A 258-nucleotide genomic window follows, 5' to 3' on the forward strand; every position below is an offset into this window, starting at 1 on the left:
GCAATTCATCAATATCAACTTCATCGTCTTCATCAACTAGGCTGTCGATATCTGGCTCTTCAATTTGAGCTTCAGTAGTTGGTTGCTCAGCATCGAGTAAACTGTCTATATCAAACTCATCGTCATCATCAGCTTGTGCTGTTACATCATCTGCTTGTTCATTATTCTCATCAAGCAAGTCGTCAATGTTAAAGTCTTCGCCCTCTTCAGCAAGTTCTTCACTAAGTGCTGCCATATCATCATTCGATTCACCTTTAG

At 40.3% G+C, this 258-nt stretch carries 1 protein-coding gene; it reads right to left on the minus strand.

Features of this window, described 5'->3' with window-relative positions:
- On the minus strand, positions 1-258 hold a 258-nt coding region (locus SB765_RS31275; RefSeq protein ID WP_410932713.1), incomplete at both ends, for a hypothetical protein.

It is taken from the genome of Pseudomonas sp. SIMBA_067 (genome assembly GCF_046534675.1).
Taxonomy (GTDB): domain Bacteria; phylum Pseudomonadota; class Gammaproteobacteria; order Pseudomonadales; family Pseudomonadaceae; genus Aquipseudomonas; species Aquipseudomonas putida.